The 17,403-nt window shown below is 71.8% G+C and carries 18 protein-coding genes and 1 pseudogene; 8 read left to right on the forward strand and 11 right to left on the reverse strand.

Annotated elements, in window-relative coordinates:
- Nucleotides 1-18: 18 nt before the first annotated feature.
- Entirely contained in the window at nt 19-1,299 is a 1,281-nt protein-coding gene (locus AS97_RS42140) for a YeeE/YedE family protein (RefSeq protein ID WP_210566757.1), read from the reverse strand.
- A gap of 291 nt (nt 1,300-1,590) precedes the next feature.
- Nucleotides 1,591-2,178, reverse strand: a complete 588-nt coding sequence (locus AS97_RS42145) for a helix-turn-helix transcriptional regulator (RefSeq protein WP_210566758.1) — start codon at nt 2,176-2,178, stop codon at nt 1,591-1,593.
- Nucleotides 2,179-2,318: 140 nt separating this feature from the next.
- Between AS97_RS42145 and AS97_RS42150 the strand changes: the two genes are divergently transcribed.
- Both AS97_RS42150 and AS97_RS42155 read left to right on the forward strand, forming a co-directional pair.
- The gene (locus AS97_RS42150; RefSeq protein WP_059145612.1) at nt 2,319-3,008 is read left to right on the forward strand and encodes a class I SAM-dependent methyltransferase; all 690 of its coding nucleotides are present in this window, start codon (nt 2,319-2,321) and stop codon (nt 3,006-3,008) included.
- A gap of 34 nt (nt 3,009-3,042) precedes the next feature.
- Complete coding sequence (locus tag AS97_RS42155) at nt 3,043-3,552, forward strand: DinB family protein (protein ID WP_210566759.1); 510 nt, start codon at nt 3,043-3,045, stop codon at nt 3,550-3,552.
- Nucleotides 3,553-3,558: 6 nt separating this feature from the next.
- On the opposite strand, the gene AS97_RS42160 is transcribed toward AS97_RS42155, so the two are convergent.
- Nucleotides 3,559-4,002: a hypothetical protein gene (locus AS97_RS42160; RefSeq protein WP_185929870.1), complete on the reverse strand. Its 444-nt coding sequence runs from the start codon at nt 4,000-4,002 to the stop codon at nt 3,559-3,561.
- A gap of 209 nt (nt 4,003-4,211) precedes the next feature.
- Nucleotides 4,212-4,973: an FCD domain-containing protein gene (locus tag AS97_RS42165; protein WP_210566760.1), complete on the reverse strand. Its 762-nt coding sequence runs from the start codon at nt 4,971-4,973 to the stop codon at nt 4,212-4,214.
- 162 nt (nt 4,974-5,135) lie between these two features.
- Between AS97_RS42165 and AS97_RS42170 the strand changes: the two genes are divergently transcribed.
- Nucleotides 5,136-5,939, forward strand: a complete 804-nt coding sequence (locus AS97_RS42170) for a carbon-nitrogen hydrolase family protein (RefSeq protein WP_236670230.1) — start codon at nt 5,136-5,138, stop codon at nt 5,937-5,939.
- Nucleotides 5,933-7,369 carry an APC family permease gene (locus AS97_RS42175; RefSeq protein WP_210566761.1) on the forward strand — a complete coding sequence of 479 codons (1,437 nt, stop codon included), beginning with the start codon at nt 5,933-5,935 and terminating at the stop codon, nt 7,367-7,369. The genes AS97_RS42170 and AS97_RS42175 overlap by 7 nt, the downstream gene beginning before the upstream one ends.
- Before the next feature lie 42 nt (nt 7,370-7,411).
- On the opposite strand, the gene AS97_RS42180 is transcribed toward AS97_RS42175, so the two are convergent.
- Nucleotides 7,412-8,278, reverse strand: coding sequence for an AraC family transcriptional regulator (locus AS97_RS42180; protein ID WP_210566762.1), 867 nt, complete (start codon nt 8,276-8,278; stop codon nt 7,412-7,414).
- 204 nt (nt 8,279-8,482) lie between these two features.
- On the opposite strand from AS97_RS42180, the gene AS97_RS42185 reads away from it, so the two are divergent.
- Nucleotides 8,483-8,827 carry a hypothetical protein gene (locus AS97_RS42185; RefSeq protein ID WP_185929871.1) on the forward strand — a complete coding sequence of 115 codons (345 nt, stop codon included), beginning with the start codon at nt 8,483-8,485 and terminating at the stop codon, nt 8,825-8,827.
- Here AS97_RS42185 and AS97_RS42190 read toward each other — a convergent pair.
- The 5 genes from AS97_RS42190 to AS97_RS42210 all read right to left on the reverse strand — a co-directional run bounded on the left by AS97_RS42190 (nt 8,785) and on the right by AS97_RS42210 (nt 13,932).
- Complete coding sequence (locus AS97_RS42190; protein WP_059145605.1) at nt 8,785-9,489, reverse strand: pentapeptide repeat-containing protein; 705 nt, start codon at nt 9,487-9,489, stop codon at nt 8,785-8,787. The two genes, AS97_RS42185 and AS97_RS42190, sit on opposite strands and share 43 nt — an antisense overlap.
- 20 nt (nt 9,490-9,509) lie before the next feature.
- Nucleotides 9,510-10,043: a ferritin-like domain-containing protein gene (locus AS97_RS42195; protein WP_086710773.1), complete on the reverse strand. Its 534-nt coding sequence runs from the start codon at nt 10,041-10,043 to the stop codon at nt 9,510-9,512.
- Between the two features lie 195 nt (nt 10,044-10,238).
- Nucleotides 10,239-12,389 carry a xanthine dehydrogenase family protein molybdopterin-binding subunit gene (locus AS97_RS42200; RefSeq protein WP_059145603.1) on the reverse strand — a complete coding sequence of 717 codons (2,151 nt, stop codon included), beginning with the start codon at nt 12,387-12,389 and terminating at the stop codon, nt 10,239-10,241.
- The gene (locus AS97_RS42205) at nt 12,386-13,378 is read right to left on the reverse strand and encodes a xanthine dehydrogenase family protein subunit M (RefSeq protein ID WP_059145602.1); all 993 of its coding nucleotides are present in this window, start codon (nt 13,376-13,378) and stop codon (nt 12,386-12,388) included. The genes AS97_RS42200 and AS97_RS42205 overlap by 4 nt, the downstream gene beginning before the upstream one ends.
- A complete protein-coding gene (locus tag AS97_RS42210) occupies nt 13,375-13,932 on the reverse strand; it encodes a 2Fe-2S iron-sulfur cluster-binding protein (protein ID WP_210566763.1) in 558 nt (185 codons plus the stop codon). Before AS97_RS42210 ends, AS97_RS42205 begins: the two co-directional genes overlap by 4 nt.
- A gap of 231 nt (nt 13,933-14,163) precedes the next feature.
- Between AS97_RS42210 and AS97_RS42215 the strand changes: the two genes are divergently transcribed.
- Complete coding sequence (locus AS97_RS42215) at nt 14,164-14,775, forward strand: TetR/AcrR family transcriptional regulator (RefSeq protein WP_059145601.1); 612 nt, start codon at nt 14,164-14,166, stop codon at nt 14,773-14,775.
- A 457-nt stretch (nt 14,776-15,232) separates the two neighbouring features.
- On the opposite strand, the pseudogene AS97_RS42220 reads toward AS97_RS42215, so the two are convergent.
- A pseudogene (locus AS97_RS42220) lies at nt 15,233-15,970 on the reverse strand (Gfo/Idh/MocA family oxidoreductase).
- Nucleotides 15,971-16,304: 334 nt separating this feature from the next.
- Between AS97_RS42220 and AS97_RS42225 the strand changes: the two are divergent.
- Nucleotides 16,305-17,000, forward strand: coding sequence for a DJ-1/PfpI family protein (locus AS97_RS42225; RefSeq protein WP_210566764.1), 696 nt, complete (start codon nt 16,305-16,307; stop codon nt 16,998-17,000).
- 54 nt (nt 17,001-17,054) lie between these two features.
- Nucleotides 17,055-17,375, forward strand: a complete 321-nt coding sequence (locus AS97_RS42230; protein WP_059145599.1) for a hypothetical protein — start codon at nt 17,055-17,057, stop codon at nt 17,373-17,375.
- The last annotated feature ends 28 nt before the right edge of the window (nt 17,376-17,403 follow it).

The raw sequence follows: 17,403 nt of genomic DNA on the forward strand, positions 1-17,403 counted from the left end.
GCCCAGGGGCCGTCGGCGTCAGCAGACACCGTCGCCCGGCTTGGGGTTCCCGAGCCCGAAGAGCGGCCGCAGCTTCAGCCCGGCCCAGGTGCCGAGGAGGGCGAAGCCGCCCCAGACCCAGCCGTGCAGGCTGCCGGAGGCGATGCCCGCGAGGTAGGCGCCGATGTTGCAGCCGCCCGCGAGCCGGGCGCCGATGCCCATCAGCACCCCGCCGAGCACGGCCGCGGTCGCCGTCCGCCACGGCACGCCGCGGTGCAGGGTCCAGGTGCCGCCGAGCGCCGCGGCGACGGCCGCGCCGATCATGATGCCGATGTCGGTGAGACTGGTCTTGTCGGCGAGCACCGGACCGGCGAGCATCTCCTTGTTTCCGGGCTGCTGCCACCAGCTCCAGCTCTCCGGGTGGCCGCCGAGCGCTCGCACCAGCTCCGATCCCCACAGGCTGAAGGCACTGGTGACGCCCCACGCACCGCCCGAGACGAGCAGCACCCCGGCGCCCAGCACGGCCAGCGCCAGGGCGCCGACCGCCAGCGGCCAGGAGCCGCGCAGGACACGGGCGGCGGCACCGCGCGCGGAGGGCACCGCACCGATCGGCGGCGGGTTGCGGCGAGCCTGGACGCGACGGCTGACCAGGACGATGGCGGCGAGCACGAGGATCGTCACTGCCCAGGAGCCGAACCAGCCGATGTGGTCCGCCATGACGACCGGCTCCAGCGACGGCAGGTCCTTCCACAGGTCGAACTGCCAGGCGGCCAGGGTCGCACCGCCGATGAAGCCGCCGAGTGTGAGCACGATCGACGTCTGTCCCGAGCCGACCGCGAAGAGGGTGCCGGAGGCGCAGGCCCCACCGAGCTGCATGCCGACGGCGAAGACGAACGAGCCGATCAGCAGCCCGAAGCCGAGCGGTCCGCCGGAGGGCGCCGGTACGGATCCGAACAGCCCGGTCTTGGTGCCGATGAGCAGGGCGAACAGCGTGGCCGTGGTGCCGAGCAGCAGAGTGTGGGCGCGCAGGCCGGTGCCATTGCCGACGGCGACCAGCTGCCGCCAGGCGGAGGTGAAGCCGAAGCGGGAGTGGAAGAGGGCGATTCCCAGGGCGAGGCCGAGCAGCAGCAGAACGCCGGGCTTGGCCCCGTGGGCGGACCAGACATACGCGGTCAGCGCCGCGCCGAGCAGCCCGGACACGGCGAGCGGCACCCGGCGCACCGGCGGCGCGGCGGGCGCCTCCGGCCGGGGCGCGGAGGTGGGTGAGGGGGACAGCAGTGCGGCGGTCTTCGCTGCCTCGGCGGGCGGGGCGGTGGTCACGTGCGGACTCCGGAGACGTTCGAAAGGGGGGGCATCACGCTGGGTGGGCGGGTCCGGCCGGGCGGCGCGGCGCCGGGCGGCGGCGCATGGTGGGGAAACCGGCCGGTTCTGGCTCAGCGGCGACAGAGGATGTCGTCGACGCACCACGCCGAGTTCGCGAACAGCGCGAGACACAGCGGATGGGCGGGTGCGGACATGTACTCGAGGATATGGTCCGGATTTCAAAAACTGGACCCTGGTCTCACCATGTGATCTGTGGAGTCAGCCACAGACGGATCCCATCCCGGACGGTCAGTGCCCGGCCGGTGCCAGATGTGCGCGCTCTCCCTGCGCGCCGAACAGGGAGAGCACCTCCGCGGGCCGGCTGCCGGCACTGCCGATCCAGCGCGGTATGCGGGTGTCGAACTCCGCCGCCTCGTCGGCGCCGAGCCGGAACTCCCGCTCGCCGAGCACAAACCTGGCGTGTCCGTCCAGGACGTAGAACCACTCGTATCCCTCGTGGGTCCGCAGCTTCATCGTGGGTGACCGGCCGGCGGGCGGATAGATGACCTTGTACGCCTGGATACCGTCGGCCCGTCTGGTCAGCGGCACCATCATCAGCCCGGATCGCCGCACCGGCCGCGGGTGGATGCGCGGGTCGCCGGTGGGCGGCGCCGCGACGGGGTCGTCGAGCGGGACGCCGTGTGCCCGGTCCAGGGGCAGCAGTTGTTCCAGCGTGGGGCGGAGCTTGCCGTTCTCGGGACGGGACAGGGTGCTCGCCGTGAGGCCGGTCTCGTTCGCCAGCGACGCCGGCGTGGCGCTCCGCGCCCGGCGCAGGGCACGCAGCCGCGGTCCCACTCCGGCCAGCACGTCTTCCGCGGGGTTGTCCGGGTTGTCCATCCGGTTGTCCATCGATGATGCGGATCCGCAATTTTTCTTGCACGAGCGAAATGGTGGCATCGAGGCTGTCGGTACATCACCGGCGTCGAAGGCGCGTATCGGATCACGCTCGGCACGCCGGCCGACGAAGGGCGACTCAGATGGATGCCACGCAAGGTCGACGACCCACTGGCCACGCCGGGGATCAGGGCACGGCGGACGCGGACGCCGAGCAGTTCTGGGAGCGGCACTACGGCACCCGGCGGAGCTGGGACGCGCAGGTCAACCCGCTGCTCGCCGAGACCGCCGCTCCGCTGCGCCCCGGCGCCGCTCTGGATCTGGGCTGCGGCCCCGGCGGCGACGCCATCTGGCTGGCCCAGCAGGGCTGGCATGTCACCGCCGTGGACATCTCCACCACGGCCGTCGAACGGGTGCGGGAGCGCGCCCGCGATCTCGGCGTCGGGGACCGGGTCGCCACCGAACAGCACGATCTGGCCTGCAGCTTCCCGGCCGGCCAGTTCGATCTGGTCTCCGCCCAGTACTTCCACACCCCGTTCTCGCTGCCCCGCAGCCGAGTCCTGCGTACCGCCGCGGGGGCGCTGCGCCCCGGCGGTCTCCTGCTGATCGTCGACCATGGCTCCACCGCGCCCTGGTCGTGGAACCAGGACCCCGGCATCCACTACCCCACGCCCACCGAGATCGCCGCCGAACTCGATCTCGACCCCGCGCACTGGTCCGTGCTGCGCGCCGGGATGCCCGGCCGCCAGGCCACCGGACCCGCTGGTGAGAGCGCCACCGTCATCGACAACGTCCTGCTCGTCCAGCGAGGCGACCGCCGGACGGCCGCCTGAACCACACGACTTCACGACGCAGAGGAGCGACTCGATGCACGAAAGCAGTGCCCAGCGATCCCGGACTCGGAGGAAGGAAACCGGCCCTCCGGCGACCGGCGCCGATGAGAAGGCCACCCTGCGGGGCTTCCTCGACTATCTGCGGAACTCGGTCGCGGACAAGGCCGCGGGCGTACCGGAACCGCAGGTCCGAACGGGTGGAGTGCCCTCGGGCACCAGCCTTCTCGGACTGCTCAAGCATCTGGCGTTCGTCGAGCGGTTCTACTTCCTCGGCGAGGACGCCGGCGACTGGCCCGCGACCATGCGGCCGTCCGCGCAGGACACCGTCGACGGCGTGCTCGCCGACTACCGCAAGACCGTCGAGCGGGCGAACCGGGTCATCGACGCCTGCTCGGATCTGGCGCTCCCCGCTCCGCGGGCCCCGCGCCGGGGGTCGGCACCGTCGATGCGCTGGGTCCTGGTGCACATGATCGAGGAGACCGGCCGGCACGCCGGTCACGCCGACATCCTCCGTGAGCGGATCGACGGATCCACCGGCCGTTGACACCGGCTACCGCCCAGGAGGGCCGATCTCGCAGCCCAGCAGCCGCAGACAGGTGTCCAGCATGCGGCGTGCGCTCTCCGGGGAGGTGGTGTCGGGGTGCTGGAGCCGGAGGTCGGTCCAGTGGCGGATGACCTCGAAGATCCCGCCGACGAGCAGGGCCGTGAGGGCTGCCGCGTCGGCCTCGGAGACGGCGGGGCCCTCGCCCGCTTCGGTCGCGCGGTGTGCGATGACCTGCTCGGCCAGCCGCCGGCAGGCGGGACGTACGAGGTCGCGGAAGGTGTCGGCCGCCCGCTGGGAGGCGGCACTGGGATACAGGTTGTGGTACAGCTCCGCGTGCTCGGCGGCGAAGTCGACGAGCCGGTGGACGGGGGCCATCGGACCGGCTCCGGCCCGGCCGGGCTCCTCGGTGCCCACGGCCGTGCGCAGGGCATCGCCGACCGCGCCCGCCACGGCGTCGTCGCGGTCACGGAAGTGCTGGTAGAAGACCTGCCGACTGACATCGGCGCGAACGTCCTGTCCCCGCGCGGCGCCGACCAGCCCGCCTGGCTGCCCCGGCCCCGGCGGCCCGATGTGTCAGCGATGCTGAAGATCCTCCGTGACCGACCGGGCCGCCGCCTGACGGACGCCCGGGGTGACCTCCGGCGCGGGCGGCGCCGGCGTCAGCCGCCGTCGCCCCGCTCGGCGGTGTCCGCGAGCCCGACGTACATCGAGTGGTGGAGCTCCGCGACATGGTCCCGGAGGAGGCCGGCCGCCAAGGTGGCGTCCTGCGCGCCGAGCGCGGCCCGGATGGCCCTGTGCTGCTCGTTGCTGCCGCGGAGGTAGCCCATCGGGTACGGCAGGAAGTACGCGTACAGCTCCCCGGTGACCCGCCGGTACATCGCCAGGGCGGCGGACAGCCCGGCGCCCTCGGCGAGGGCCAGATGGAACCGCTGGTCACTCGCGTGGAACTCGGCCCAGCTCTCGGCCGCGTCCATCTCCCGGATGCACTGATCGAGCCGGTCGAGCCCGTTCCGATCGAGCCGCTCGGCGGCCAGATGCGCGAAACCGGCCTCCAGTACGATGCGTTCGTCGATCAGCCGGTGGACCCGTTCGCTGTCCTCCCGGTACGCGGCGACCTGCGCCACGGTGCGGCGGCGGGGCCGCTCCGCGATGAAGGTCCCGCCCGTGCGCCCCGGGCGCCGCTCGACCACGCCTTCACGCTCCAGGTTGCCGAAGGCCCGGCGGACGGTGATCTCGCCGACCCCGAGCGCCGCCGCCGTGGCCTGGATATTGGGCAGCCGCTCACCGGGCGCCAGCAGGCCCAGGTCGACCGCCAGGGAGATCCGGGCCCGAACGGTGTCGACGGCGCTGGTGCGGCGGATCGCGGCGAGCGCGCTGCTGGTCAGGGCGCTCGGTGCGCCGGACGGTTCCTGGGTCGCCATGCCCTCAGGGTAGGGCCCGCTCATGTGGCCTCCCAGCCTTCCCAGAGCCTTCGTACGGGGCCGCCGCTTTGCGGAACCGTGACCTCCGGGGGTTTACCTGATCAAAGTGAGCATGTTTCTATGGCTCGCATTCACCCCTGGACGCCCACTTCAAAGGCACTGATGAAGATCTCCGGACTGCAGACGGCGGGAACGCCCGGCGACGTCGACGCCAACCTCCACGAACTGGACGCGGCGTGCCGCCGGGCCCGTGCCGAAGGCGCCGAACTGCTGATCACCACCGAGTTGTTCGTCACCGGCTATGACATCGGCGACGCCGTCCGGGAGCTGGCCCGCACCGACCTGCTGTCACCGGCACGCGAGATAGCCGCCACCCACGGCATCGCGCTCGTCCTCGGAGCGCCCGAGTACGACTCCGGCGCCTACTACAACAGCGCCTTCTTCATCGACGCGGCCGGAGCGATCCTCGGCCGGCACCGCAAGAACCATCTCTTCGGCGAGCTCGACCGCAGGTACTTCACCCCGGGCGACCTGCCCGCCCCCGTCATCGACCACGCGGGCGTCCGGATCGCGATGCTGATCTGCTACGACGTGGAGTTCCCCGAGAACGTGCGGTCCGCGGCCCTCGCCGGTGCGGACCTCGTCGCGGTCCCGACCGCCCAGATGCAACCGTACGAGTTCATCGCCGAGCACCTGCTGAGGGTGCGCGCCTGGGAAAACCAGATCTACATCGCCTATGTCAACCATGACGGCGACGAGGGTTCACTGCGCTACGTCGGCCGCAGCTCCATCGTGAGCCCGTCCGCGACCGTGCTGGACAGCGTCGAACACGGCAACCGGTTGCTCTTCGCGACCGTGGAACCACACACGGTCCGACAAGCGCGCAAGGCCAATCCGTACCTGGCCGACCTCCGGCCAGACCTCTTCACCCCGTCCGCCCGCGCCACCAAGGACCCGTCATGCTGACCGACTCCGACGCGCACACATCCACCCGGCGACCGGCACACACGAATCTGTCGGGGCGGCTCGGCACCGGTGCCATCGTCTTCATGGTGATCGCCGCCGCCGCGCCCCTGACGGTGGTCGGCGGCAATGTCCCGCTCGCCATCGCCGGTGGCCCCGGCGCCGGAGCCCCCGTGGGCTTCGCCCTCGCCTCGATGGTCCTGCTGGTGTTCGCGGTCGGCTTCGTCACCATGACGCCCCACGTTCCGCAGGCCGGCGCCTTCTACGCCTACGCCACCCGTGGCCTGGGGGACCGCGTCGGAGTGGGCACCGCCGCCGTCGCGCTCGTCGCGTACACGGCGATCCAGGTCGGCGTCTACGGCTACCTGGGCTGGGCCGTCAACGATGTTCTGCACACCTTCGGCGGTCCCACCCTGCCCTGGTGGGTGTGGGCACTCGCGGCCCTGGGCATCGTGGCCCTCCTCGGCTACCGCCATATCGACCTCAGCTCCAAGGTCCTCGGTGTCGCACTCGTCCTGGAGATCGTGGTGGTGCTGGTCCTGGACGCGGGGATCTTCGCCCGGGGCGGCGCCCACGGTGTCGACGTCGAGTCGTTCACCCCGCATGCGGCGTTCTCCGGACCGCTGGGTGTGGCCGTGCTGTTCGCGATCACCGGATTCATCGGCTTCGAGGCCACCGCCGTCTTCCGGGACGAGGCCCGTGACCCGGAGCGGACCATACCCCGGGCCACTTACCTCGCCGTCCTGATCATCGGCGCCTTCTACACGCTGTCCTGCTGGGCGCTGGTCCTGGCGGCGGGCACCGATGACGCCCCGGCCGTCGCCCAGAAGACCCTGGACAGCCAGGGCAACATGCTCATGGACACCGCCCAGGTCTACGTCGGCACCGCGCTGCGGGACGTCATGCAGGTCCTGCTGCTCAGCAGCCTCTTCGCCTGCGTGCTGTCCTTCCACAACGTCATCGCCCGCTACACCTTCACCCTCGCCCGCCAGGACCTCCTCCCCGCACGGCTGGGCGCCGTCCACCCGCGCCACCACTCCCCGTCCGTCTCCTCGGTCGTCCAGACCGTCACCGCGCTGGTCCTGGTCGTCGCCTGCGCCGCCATCGGACTGGATCCGCTGGTGGGTGTCTTCGGCTCCATGGCGGGGTTGGCGACGGTGGGCATGATCCTGCTCATGCTCATCACATCCGTCGCCGTGGTCGTCTTCTTCGCGCGCAACGCCCGGCTCTCCGCGGGCAGGCCCTGGCAGACCCGGATCGCCCCGCTGCTGGCCGTGGCCGGACTGCTGACCGCGCTGTGGCTGGTGTTCTCCAACTTCACCCTCGTCACCGGTGGTGGCGTGGGCGTGAGCACCGTCCTCGGCGTCATCCCCTTCCTCGCGTTCATCGCCGGCCTGATCCGAGGGGCTCAGGGCTCGCGGGGGCGTAGGTGAGACGCGGGCTCCGCCCGGCCGTCGTTTCGGCCGGGCGGAGTGTCAGACCGCGGTCCGCTCCACGGGGATCCACAACTCCGCGTCCGCCTGCGCCGCGTCCTGCGACAGCCGGGTGCGCAGAATCTCCGGCCCCGGCCTGCTCTGGTACGGATTGGACGGGAACCACTGAGTGAAGACGTCCCGCCACAGGTGCTGGAGCGCCTGCGGGAACGGCCCCGAGCTCTCGAAGACCGCCCAGGTCCCCGCCGGGACGACGAGCTCGTCCAGGTCCTTTGGCGCGGCGGCTCCGGTCACCACCCCGTGGTAGTAGTCGAGTTCGGTGCCCTCCGCCCGGCTGGGGTCGAGGTTGTCGCTCACGCCCAGGATCCCCTCCGGCTGCTGATCGGACAGGGCGGCGATCCGCCCTATCGTCTCCTGGCCGATGCCTCGGATGAACTCCGCGATCCGCGGATTGACCCCCTCATGGACGAGCGGAACCCGGACCTTCTTGCCGACCACATGGAATCGCTCCTTCTCCACGACCCGGTATCGCATGCTGCTGCTCCCTTCGACAACGAGGCGGAAGGACATCCGAGGTTGGGAGCGCAGTACGGCACCTGCCCGCCGGGCGTCGCCCGGCCCCACACCGTGCATGGCCCGGAACGCACGCGCGAACGCCTCGCCCGAGCCGTAGCCGTAGCGCACCGCGATCTCCAGGAGCGTCCGCTCCCCGGCGAGCACCTCGGCCCCCGCGAGGGTGAGCCTCCTGCGCCGGATGTACTCCGACAGCGGGATCCCCGCCAGCGCGGAGAACAGCCGGCGGAAGTGGTACTCCGACGTCACCGCGATCCGTGCCAACTCGGCCGTCTCGATCCGCTGATCGAGATGCGACTCGATGTGTTCCAGGGCCTCGTTCAGCCGCTCCAGCACCTCGGTCTCCTTCCCTGACGACCCTCACGTTAGGAAGTCCGCACCCTGCCGGACCCGACATCCTGTGCCCGCTCCGGTCGGGTGTGCGGGATCGCCCTGTACGCCCGTTCGGTCACCGTTTCATCACAACGGTGACCCGGCTCTCCCACCCGGCCGCCCCGGAGCCGCATGATGCACCCCACCATCGACGCCCCTGGGAGACATATGCGCACCCGTACCCTCGAAGCCGCGGCCGTCATCGCCATCACCCTGCTGCTGACCGGCTGTTCCGGCGGTGGTGACGCGGGCGACAAGGGCAAGCCGAGCGGCACCCCGGCCGCCGCCGAGAAGGCCGAGGTCACTCAGCGCTGTGTCGATGCCATCGCCGACCGCGCCGCCGCCCACAAGGGCGGAGCGGTCCGCTCCCACCCCGTCCCCGGACCGTGCGCCCGGCTGTCGGACGCCGACTATCTGGACGCCTACATGGCAGGTCTCGAGCAGGCGCACCGTGTCGCGCAGAAGGCGTCTCAGGGCGAATCCGGCAAGGCGGCCGACGGCGCGGGGAACTGACCCGCCGCCCGGGACTCGGCCCGGGTCAGATGCTCGGCGCAGGAATCCCGTGCGCTCGACCGCGAGCCGTCCGGGCACAGGACGTTCTCCCAGCTCGTCGTCGAGATATCGGCCTCCCGCAGCCGCGCGCCGCGGAGATCGGAGTCGGACACCGCGGCGCCGCGCAGATCGGCGCCGCGCAGATCGGCTTTGATGAGGCCGACATGGGTGAGGGACGCCGCCCGCAGATCCGCGCCGTCCAGCTGTGCGCGATCGAAGCTGACGTCGGTGAGCAGGCCCTTGCCGAGCTTGGCCCCGCTCAGATCGGCGCCGCGCAGGTCGACCTGCGAGAGGGTGGCGGAGGTGAGGTCGGCCCGGCGCAGGTCGGCGTTGCGCAGGTCGACGTTCTCCAGGGAGACACCGGCCAGCCGCGCTTCGTAGAGGTTGCCGCTGCGCAGGTTGGCCTCGGACACCAGCCCGGTCAGTGTGGAGCGTTCGAGGTTGACGCACCGCATCTTCTTCTGCCACAGGTCGCCACCGGAGACGGTGCGGCTGGAGAGATCCTTGCCCGGACGGCCGGAGCAGCTCCGGCCGTGTTCGTCCTCCCCGCACCCGACGAGCAGGGCCGACGACAGGGCGGTCACGACGAGGCAGGAGAGCGTACGGGGCCAACGCGTGGTCATGGGCCGACCCACCGCGGCTGTCAGACGCCGATCAGATCCACCAGATCGTCGGCATGCTCCTCCTCTTCCTCCAGGATCGACTCCATCAGCCGGCGGGTGGTGGGGTCGTGTTCGCCCAGCCAGCGGATGATCTCCTGATAGCTGGCGATCACGATGCGCTCGGCGAGCAGATTGTGCTCCAGCATCGCCTTGAGGTCGTTGTCCGGCGGTGTGGTGTAGTCGGTGTGGGCGCGCTGGGCCAGCGAGGCGGGGTCGAAGTCGGGGTCGGCGCCGAGCTGGGAGACGCGTTCGGCGGCGCGCAGCGCGTGCTGCATCTCCTCCTTCGCGTGCTCGGTGAACTCCGAGGAGACTTGGGCGCGGTCGATCCCGCTGGCGGAGATGGCGTGGCGGGTGTAGCGCAGCCAGCACACCACTTCGGTCGCGATGACGTCATTGAGGATGCCGATGACCCGGTCCTTGTCCAGGCCGTAGGCGTCCGTCACCGGTCCCGCCTCCATCTTCCGGCGGGCCTCGTCGCGGATCTTGGTCACGTCCAGCACGAAGTCGTCGCTCATCAGTGCCCTCTCTGCTCTCCTCGGGTTGGGCGAGTGTTCCCCGCGGGGGCCCGGAGGGCATCGGGCGGAGCGTGAGGATGACTGGATCGCCGCACAGCGCCAGCCGATCGGCGGTATCCGGCCGACGAACGCGGCCGAGAGTTCGGCGCCGGTCGGGCCCACAGCCCGGCCGGCGCCGATCACTCGAGGGCGGGGTCAGCCTCCGAGGCCGGGCTCCGGCACGCTCGTCCCCGCCGACAGGACCCGGTCCGGGCGGATCGGCAGGTTGCGGTGGCGGACGCCGGTGGCATGCCACACCGCGTTGGCGATGGCCGCCGCGGCTCCCACGATGCCGACCTCACCGATGCCCTTGATGCCCACCGGGTCGTCCGGATCCGGGTCGTCCACCCAGTCCGCCTCGATGAGCGGCACATCGGCGTTCGCGGCGAAGTGATAGCCCGCGAGGTCCGGGCCGACGTGGCCGCCCGAGGCCCGGTCCCGGACCGCCTCCTCGTGCAGGGCCATGGAAATGCCCCAGGTCATCCCGCCGACGAGCTGGTTGCGCGCGGTCAGCGGGTTGACGATCCGGCCCGCCGCGAAGATCCCGAGCATCCGCCGCACCCGGACCTCTCCGCTGGTGACGTCCACGGCCACCTCGGCGAACTGCGCCCCGAAGGAATGCCGTTCCTTCTTCGAGAGGGCACCGATCGCCTCGGAGGTGTCGGACCGCGCGGTGATTCCCTCGGGCGGGATGTCGCCGCCCAGGGCCAGCCGCTCGCGCAGCTCGCGCACCGCGATCGACACCGCCCACGCCCAGGAGCGCATGCCCATCGAGCCACCGGCGATCATCGCCGGGCCGAGGTCGCTGTCCGCCATGACCACCCGGACCCGGTCCGGATCCACTGCCAGCGCGTCCGCGGCGACCAGGGCGATGCCGGTCCGGGCGCCGGTCCCGATGTCCGCCGCGTTGATGCGCACGGTGAAGGTGCCATCGGCCTCGGCCGTCACGCCCGCCGTGGACGGGTTGGCCCCGGAGTGGAAGCTGGCCGCCGCCATACCCGTTCCGAGCAGCCACCGTCCCTCGCGGCGCAGCCCCGGACGCGGATCCCGGTCCGCCCAGCCGAACCGGCGGGCGCCCTCCTCGTAGCAGGCCACCAGGTTGCGGCTGCTGAACGGCAGGCCGGAGACAGGGCCCCGGTCGGGTTCGTTGCGGACGCGCAGCGCGATCGGGTCGATGCCGGACGCCTCGGCGAGTTCGTCGAGCGCGCACTCCAGCGCGAACGAGCCCGGTGCCTCGCCGGGCGCGCGCATGAAGGTCGGGGTCGGCACATCGAGCCGTACGACCCGGTCGCTGGTGTGGTGCGCCTCGGCGTCGTACATCACCCGCCCCACCGTGGCGCTGCGCTCGATGAACTCGTGCACGGTCGAGGTGACGCACTCGGACCGGTGGTCGAGCGCGCGCAGCCGCCCCGACGCGTCGGCGCCGAGCCGGACCCGCTGCGCGGTGGGGCTGCGATAGCCGATGGTCGAGAACATCTGGCGGCGGGTCATGACGACGCGGACCGGACGGTCGAGGACGGTCGCGGCCATGGCGGCGGCCACCTGGTGCGGGCGGACCGTCTTGGAGCCGAAGCCGCCGCCGACGTGCTCGGACCGCACCCGCACCGACTCCGCGTCGAGGGAGAAGATCTGCGCCAGCTCACCGGCCACGTAGGTGGTGCCCTGATTGGAGTCGAGGACCTCGAGCCGGCCGCCGTCCCAGTGGGCCGTCGCCGCGTGCGGCTCCATGGGGTTGTGGTGCTCTTCCGGGGTGGTGTACTCGGCGTCCACCACGAACGTGGAGGCGGCGAGTTCGGCCTCGATGTCGCCCTTGGTCGTCTCCGCCGCACCGAACGGCGAGTCCCCGGGGGTGTACGCATTGGGGTGTCCGGCGAAGAAGTCGATGTCGTGCGACTCCTGGTCGTACTGGACCACCAGCGCTTCCGCGGCCTCCCGGGCCTGCTCGGGCCGCTCGGCGACGACCAGCGCCACCGGCCAGCCCCGGAAGGGGACACGGTCGTGCTGGAAGACCCCGATGATCGGGTCGGGCGGCCCGATCATGCCCATGTAGTCCAGGCTGACGCGCGGGGCGTTCTCATGGTGGAGCACCGCGAGGACCCCGGGCATGGCGAGGACGGAGTCGGCCTCGACCGAGCGGACCCGGCCACGGGCGATGGTGGACAACACCAGCCAGCCGTGGGCGAGTTCGGGCAGCGGGATGTCGCCCGAGTAGCGGGCCGCCCCGGTGACCTTTTCCCGGCCCTCGACGCGGGTGCGCGCGGTGCCCAGGGCCCCCGTCGTCGTGGTGGTTCCGGTCGTCGTGGTCATCGGGCGGCCTCCTCGGCGAGTTCGGTCAGCAGGGCCACGACGAGGTTGCGCATCAGCGGCACCTTGTATCCGTTGTGGGGCAGTGCCTCGGCGGCGGCCAGTTCCGCGTCCGCGGCGGCGGCGAACGCCTCGGCGGTCGCCGGGCCTCCGGTCAGCGCCCGCTCGGCCTCCAGGGCCCGCCACGGCCGGGAGGCGACCGCTCCGAAGGCGAGGCGGACCTCGTGGACGACGCCGTCCCGGACGTCGAGGGCGGCGGCGATCGAGCCGATGGCGAAGGCGTACGACGCACGCTCGCGGACCTTGCGGTAGCGGGAGTGCGCGGCGACCGGGGCCGGCGGCAGGGTGACGCCGGTGATCAGCGCGCCGGAGGGCAGCGCCGTCTCCAGGTGCGGGGTGTCGCCCACGGGCAGATAGAAGTCGGCGAGCGGCAACTCGCCCGGCCCGTCGGCGGTTTCGTACCGCACGACGGCGTCGAAGGCGGCGAGCGCGACCCCCATGTCCGAGGGGTGGGTGGCCACGCAGTGCTCGGAGGCGCCGAGGATCGCGTGGTTGTGGTGCTCACCCTCGATGGCCGGGCAGCCGCTGCCGGGGAGCCGCTTGTTGCAGGGCCCGGCCACATCGGTGAAGTAGCCGCAGCGGGTGCGCTGGAGCAGATTCCCGCCGACGGTGGCCATGTTGCGCAGCTGCCCGGACGCACCGGCCAGGACGGCCTGGGCGAGGGCCGGGTAGCGGCGCCGCACCTCGGGGTGGGCGGCGAGGTCGCTGTTGGTGACGGTGGCCCCGATGAGCAGACCGCCGTCCGGCGTCGCCTCGATGCCGTCCAGGGGCAGTTCGCGGACGTCGACGAGGCGTCCCGGCCGCTCGATGCCGGTCTTCATCAGATCGACCAGATTGGTGCCGCCGCCGAGGAACCGTGCGTCGGGATCGGCGCCGAGTACGGCGATCGCCTCGGAGACGTCGAGGACGCGCTGGTAGCCGAACTCCTTCATGCGACGACCTCCTCGGTTCCGGTCGCCCGCACCTCGGCCGCCTGCGCGACCGCCTGCACGATCGACACATACGCGCCGCAGCGGCACAGGTTGCCGCTCATCCGCTCCCGGATCTCATCGGCGGTCAGTGGTGGGGGCCCCGCTTCGGGGCTGACGTCGGCGGTGACCGCGCTCGGCCAGCCCGCCGCGTGTTCCTCGATCACGGCGAGGGCGGAACAGATCTGCCCCGGGGTGCAGTAGCCGCACTGGTAGCCGTCGAGGTCGAGGAACGCCTGCTGCACCGGATGCAGCCGGTCGCCGTCGGCCACGCCCTCGATCGTGGTGACGTCGCGGCCCTCGGCTGCCACCGCGAGCTGCAGACAGGAGACGGCGCGGCGGCCGTCGAGCTGTACCGTGCAGGCCCCGCACTGGCCCTGGTCGCAGCCCTTCTTGGTCCCGGTGAGATCGAGATGCTCACGCAGGGCGTCGAGCAGGGTGGTGCGGTGGTCGACGGGCAGCGTGTACTTCTCGCCGTTGATGGTCAGCGTGATGACGCTGGACGTCGATGGGGCCATGATCAGCCTTCTTTCGCGGATGTCGTGCGCGTCGAAGTCGTCCAATGAGGAGGTCCTGGGGGGTGGGAATGCGTGAGAATGCCGGTCGGCGCTCGGTTCCGGCCATCCCCACGGGCCGTTTCAGCCGGTAAGGTGGACCTAAGCGGACACTTGTCCGCTGTGCATGAAACTTAGCGGACAGCTGTCCGGTGGGCAAGGTCGGCGCTTTGGCGGTGTCCGGAAGGAGGACGAGTGCGGGTAGACAAGGACGCGCGTCTGCGCTCGGACGCGCAAGCCAACCGCGAGCGCATCCTGGAAGTGGCGCTGGCGGAGCTGACCCGTTCGGCCGATGTCCCCTTGAGCACCATCGCGAAGAAGGCGGGCGTCGGGCAGGGAACGCTGTACCGCAACTTCCCCAGCCGCGAGGCCCTCGTGCTGGAGATCTACCGCCACGAGATGCTGCAGGTCGTGGACATCGCGGCCGAGCTGCTCCGTACCCGCGCGCCGGATGAGGCGCTGCGGGAGTGGACGGGGCACCTCGCCCGGTTCGCCATGGCCAAGGCCGGTCTGGCCGACGCGCTGCACAAGGCCCTCAGCACCACCTGCGGCCAGAAGAAACCGGGACACGGCCAGATGACCGAGGCCGTCGCGCTTCTGCTGAAGGCGAACGAGGAGGTCGGCACGATCCGTCCGGACGTGACCACCGACGACTTCCTGCTCGCCATCTGCGGTCTGTGGCAGATCAGCCCCGATGACCAGGGGCCGGTGCGCGCCAGACGGCTTCTGGACCTGGTCATGGACGGACTGCGCGTGGGCGCGCCCGCGGCGGCCCGGCCGGGGCCGACGGCCGACACGGAGAGCTGAGCCGGCGGCTGGGGGCGGGCCGACCGGCGGGGGCCCGCCGGCGAGCGTGCCCCCGTGCGGTTCACGGTCGTCGCCTCGCCCCGCGAGCCGACGACCCGGAAGCTCATCCGCACGTCCCCGTACGCCATATGGCAGCGGGCGGATCCGGTGGGGCCGTTCGGGAAGGCCAGTTCCGCGTCCAGCCACTCGTCGACATCCGGTGCGCCCTGCCGTGCACCGCCCCGGGTGGTGACCAGGTGTGGGGGCCACCGGCCCAGGGCGCGAGCATGCGCTGGGCGTGCGGGCTGTAGCAGCCCAGGTCCATGAGGGCGCCCCGGCCGGCGGGAGGGGCTAACGACCCGGGTGCGGGTGGCCACCGCGACGAGGCGGTGGCCACCCGCACGGGCGGGGCCGACGAGGGAGAGCGCGGAAATCCGGGCGGCGCCCAGGATCCCGATGCGCAGCGGTCCGGCTGTCGTCATGCCTTCCGTACCTCTTCCGTGCCCACGGGGCGGTGCTCGTGCAGGGACAGCGTGCATGCCTCGGCGATCCACCCGGCCTCGACGGCGTCGGCGACGGTACGGGGGGAGGGCCGCAGACCCGCCGCCGCTTCGGTGAAGGCGGTGGGCTCGGCCCGGTACGCGGTGGAGAAGCGGTCCATGAAGAAGTGGTGCGGTGTGCCGCCGGGGAAGGTGGCGCCCGGTTCGACGGAGCGCAGCGGCAGACTGTCCTCCAGGCCCGCGGCGATGCTGTCCGTCATGCCGTGGCCAGGCGGGCGTCGTCACCGCGCGGATTGTGGCGGGTGTTGGAGACCACGGCGAGGGTGCCGTCGTCCAGGGTGAGGAGGGCGGAGGCGGTGTCCACGTCTCCGGCTGCCGCGATGTACTCGGCGCCGCGGTTGGCGCCGGTCGCGTAGATCTCCTCGATCGTGCGCGCCACCGGCTTCTCGCAGAAGACCGGCACGCCCGCCCGTACGGCGGCGAGGACGAACTCGGGGGTGGGCGTCGGTCGCCGCGGCGATCACGACGCCGTCCACACCGGCGGCGAGCACGGCCTCCGGCGAGGCGACCGCCCGGGCGCCGAACCGCTGGGCGCCGGTGGTGGCGGCCGCGGCGACCGGGTCGGTGACCGCGAGGGAGTCCCCCGCGTCGAGCGTGGACAGGGTCTCGGCGTGGAAGGCGCCGATCCGGCCCAGGCCCATGATGCCGATAGGCATGGGGAGTTGTGCCCTCTCTGACGGTGCGGGTGATGAGTGGGTGCGGCTTTGGCGGTGCGGGCTTTGCGGGTGTGGCGCGGAGGGTCAGCCGAGTCCGCCGAGGACGATCTGTGCCCGACGACGGCCCGGCCCTGCCCTCGCCCATCCAGGTCGTCACGCCGTACAACATGCCGCCCGACGCGGCCTGAGCGCCTGCCATCGGCACCCTCCGGCCCCGCTTGGCGATATTCCGTTGCACCATGTCCCTCGTGCCACTGGGAGCCGTCTTTGCCCACGCATAGCGTCGGAAGAGGGCCAGACAGACTGGCCATTACCGCATGTGAGGGAACATTTCATGCTCGCCCAAATCGTCCTGTTCGACGGCTTCGACCTCCTCGATGTGCTCGCCCCCTACGAGGTGCTGGCCGCCGGTGGCATGGCGGCCGAGGGAGCGCTGCGCGCCGAGTTGGTGTCCGCCGAGGGCCCGCGAGAGGTGGTGAGCGGGGTCGGCGGTGTGCCGCTGCGCGCCATGGCCGCCCTGGATCCCGCGACGGCGGACCTGGTCGTGGTCCCCGGTGCGGCCGGCCGGATCGGAGAACCCGGCGAGGTCCCCGATCTCGACGCGGACGCGGACGCGGGCGAGTGGCGGGAGCACGAATTCATTCCCGTAACTCTGGGCCGCGCCGTGAACACCGGCCTGCCGGGGCTGCTGAAGGCGGCCATGGACCGTTCGGAGGTGACCGTCGCCACGGTGTGCGGCGGCTCGCTCCTCCTGGCCATGGCCGGTCTGCTGGAGGGCCGCTACGCCACCACCCACCACATGGGCCTGGACATGCTGGACGCCACCGGTGTCAACGTGGTCAGGGCCCGTGTCGTCGACGACGGCGACCTCGTCACCGGCGCCGGTGTCACCTCCGGGCTCGATCTGGGCCTGTATCTGCTGGAGCGCGAACTGGGGCCGCGGATCGCCCACGCCGTCGAGGAACTGTTCGCCTACGAGCGCCGCGGCACCCCCTGGCGCCACCACGGGCCTTCGCCCGTCGCCCTGTGACCACACCGCCCCCAGCGCGACCCGCCCCGACCCACGCCGAGGAAGCACACCATCATGTCCGTTGAAGGCACCTGGGATCTGTCCATGTCCACCCCCATCGGCCGGATCAAGGCCGTGGCCGAATTCCGCGACGAGGACGGCACATTGACCGGTACGGCCCACGGCGCGGGGGAGGAGGTCCCGCTGGTCGACGTGGCACTCGAGGGCGACCAGCTCACCTGGCGTCAGGCCATCACCAAGCCCATGCGTCTGAACCTCGCGTTCACGATGACGGTCGACGGCGAGACGATGACCGGTACCTCCAAGGCCGGGCGGCTGCCCTCCTCCAAGGTCACCGGAGAGCGCCGGGCCGCCCCCGTGGCAGCGGAGGGCTGAGACTCCCCGTCCGGGGCAGTAGCGGACA

The organism is Streptomyces sp. AgN23 (assembly GCF_001598115.1).
GTDB classification, from domain to species: domain Bacteria; phylum Actinomycetota; class Actinomycetes; order Streptomycetales; family Streptomycetaceae; genus Streptomyces; species Streptomyces antimycoticus.

What these genes read in the sequence shown, in the direction of transcription:
- AS97_RS42165 (WP_210566760.1), bottom strand. Translation starts at nt 4,973, where the DNA reads ATGGCGACCCAGGAACCGTCCGGCGCACCGAGCGCCCTGACCAGCAGC.
- AS97_RS42210 (WP_210566763.1), bottom strand. Translation starts at nt 13,932, where the DNA reads ATGGCCCCATCGACGTCCAGCGTCATCACGCTGACCATCAACGGCGAG.
- AS97_RS42205 (WP_059145602.1), bottom strand. Translation starts at nt 13,378, where the DNA reads ATGAAGGAGTTCGGCTACCAGCGCGTCCTCGACGTCTCCGAGGCGATC.
- AS97_RS42185 (WP_185929871.1), top strand. Translation starts at nt 8,483, where the DNA reads ATGCGCACCCGTACCCTCGAAGCCGCGGCCGTCATCGCCATCACCCTG.
- AS97_RS42150 (WP_059145612.1), top strand. Translation starts at nt 2,319, where the DNA reads ATGGATGCCACGCAAGGTCGACGACCCACTGGCCACGCCGGGGATCAG.
- AS97_RS42175 (WP_210566761.1), top strand. Translation starts at nt 5,933, where the DNA reads ATGCTGACCGACTCCGACGCGCACACATCCACCCGGCGACCGGCACAC.
- AS97_RS42195 (WP_086710773.1), bottom strand. Translation starts at nt 10,043, where the DNA reads ATGAGCGACGACTTCGTGCTGGACGTGACCAAGATCCGCGACGAGGCC.
- AS97_RS42200 (WP_059145603.1), bottom strand. Translation starts at nt 12,389, where the DNA reads ATGACCACGACGACCGGAACCACCACGACGACGGGGGCCCTGGGCACC.
- AS97_RS42225 (WP_210566764.1), top strand. Translation starts at nt 16,305, where the DNA reads ATGCTCGCCCAAATCGTCCTGTTCGACGGCTTCGACCTCCTCGATGTG.
- AS97_RS42155 (WP_210566759.1), top strand. Translation starts at nt 3,043, where the DNA reads ATGCACGAAAGCAGTGCCCAGCGATCCCGGACTCGGAGGAAGGAAACC.
- AS97_RS42145 (WP_210566758.1), bottom strand. Translation starts at nt 2,178, where the DNA reads ATGGACAACCCGGACAACCCCGCGGAAGACGTGCTGGCCGGAGTGGGA.
- AS97_RS42170 (WP_236670230.1), top strand. Translation starts at nt 5,136, where the DNA reads ATGAAGATCTCCGGACTGCAGACGGCGGGAACGCCCGGCGACGTCGAC.
- AS97_RS42230 (WP_059145599.1), top strand. Translation starts at nt 17,055, where the DNA reads ATGTCCGTTGAAGGCACCTGGGATCTGTCCATGTCCACCCCCATCGGC.
- AS97_RS42190 (WP_059145605.1), bottom strand. Translation starts at nt 9,489, where the DNA reads ATGACCACGCGTTGGCCCCGTACGCTCTCCTGCCTCGTCGTGACCGCC.